General features: G+C 64.7%; 2 protein-coding genes. Both read right to left on the bottom strand.

Features of this window, described 5'->3' with window-relative positions; genetic code table 11:
* Window positions 1-162: 162 nt before the first annotated feature.
* Window positions 163-972: a 5-deoxy-glucuronate isomerase gene (locus MUO23_13940; protein MCJ7514052.1), complete on the bottom strand. Its 810-nt coding sequence runs from the start codon at window positions 970-972 to the stop codon at window positions 163-165.
* Between the two features lie 19 nt (window positions 973-991).
* On the bottom strand, window positions 992-1,620 hold a 629-nt coding region (locus MUO23_13935; protein MCJ7514051.1), incomplete at its 5' end, for a TIM barrel protein.

Below are 1,620 nucleotides of genomic sequence, written 5' to 3'. Positions count from 1 at the left end.
CCGGCGCAGGGCCTTCTCGTTGACTTCCTGTTCCTGGGTAAATGGCGTCACCATGGCCGGGATGATGCCGCTGGGTGGAGACTTCAGCATGTAGGGCTCCTTGTTCTCGAAAGCAGCTAGAGACTAGTATCTAGCGACTGCATAGCTGCTGGCTGCTAGTCGCTAGGTCTTCATCTCTTTCAACACCGCTTCCGCCGGCGGGACCCAGCTGAAACGCGGATCGGTCGTGATGTTGTAGGCCTTATCGCCGCCGGAGAGCACCCACAGGTAGGCGACGGTCACGCCCGGGGCGGCGGCTGTCGGGTGGTAGCCCTGCTGCAGGATAGCCACATCGTCGTTGACGATCACAAATGCCTGGTCGCGCCCATCATCATTCAGCACCTGGATCCCATAGCCGTCAGCCGGCTTCGTCTTGAACAGGTAGAACTCCTCGAGGATGTTTTCCTTGTCGTTGATCGTGTCGTGCTTGTGAGGCGGGATGCCGGACCAGTTGCCCGGCGGATTGATGGTCTCGCCAACGATCAGGCGGCTGCTGACCGGCGAGCCCGGCGCCACCAGCAGGCGCACGTCGCGGCGCCAGTTGGCCATGCCGGCTGAGATCACCTTGACCGTGTCCGGGGTCAGCAGCTGCGGCTTCAGGTCGACCTCACATGGGGCTTTGGCGATGGCCAGTTCCAGGCGCGCCTCGGCCTTGACCTCCAGCTTGCTGCGCCGCGGTGCATAGACCGTCGTTCCCAGGGCGCTGAAGATATCCGCCCGGGTGATGCCCTCGAACCGGGTCTGATCGACTGTGACCGAACAACGGCCGGAAAGCAGCACCAGCGCCGCCTCCTCGTCCTTGAGCTGTCCCTGCCAGCTCTCGCCGGCCTCCAGCCGAAGAACCTCCAACGCCAGCCACTTCACGCCCAGTTCGCCGGATTGAAAAACCGAGTGGTGACCCTTGCCGTGCGGTGCCTTCGTCATGCGACTCATCGAACACTCCCCAAGACCCTCAGTGAGATTTCCCCGCCACTTCAGCCTGTGCCCATGCCAGCGTCCGCACGCCTGTCTGCAGAGGGATGTATTCCAGCCCGATATACCCCTGGTAGCCGATGTCGCCCACCGCCAGCCGGATCGCCTCGAAATCCAGGCTGCCTGTCCCCGGCTCGTGGCGCCCTGGGAAATCGGCGAACTGGATGTGCCCGATCCGAGGGCCCAGGCGGCGGAGCTCAGCGGCTGGATCGTAGCCCAGCAGCCCCAGGTGGTAAGTGTCGATTTGCAGCCGTACGTTGGGGTGGTCGAGCCCATCGACCACCTGCCGTGCTTCCTCCAGCGAGGTCAGGAAGTAGCCGGGGTTGTCGGTCGGATTCAGAACCTCGAGGGTGAGCACCACCCCGGCCTCGGCCGCCAGCGGCGCCGCCCGGGCCAAGTTCTCCAGCATGCACTCGCGCTGCGCCTGCCGGGCAACCTCGGGAAGCTCCACCCCCGACGCCAGCATCACCTTGCCGGCGCCCAGGCGGCGGCAGAGTTCCAGGGCATCATCCAGCGTCTGCTGGAACTGCCCCCTCCGCCGCCGGTCAACCAGGTAGCCGCGGTTGGCCGCGTCCCACACCGGCACATCCTGGTTGAACAGGACAACCT

The sequence above is a fragment of the Anaerolineales bacterium genome, assembly GCA_022866145.1.
In the GTDB taxonomy this organism is placed as follows: domain Bacteria; phylum Chloroflexota; class Anaerolineae; order Anaerolineales; family E44-bin32; genus PFL42.
Note: the sequence above shows the minus strand (reverse complement) of the source record. Positions and strands in the feature narration are given on the sequence as shown.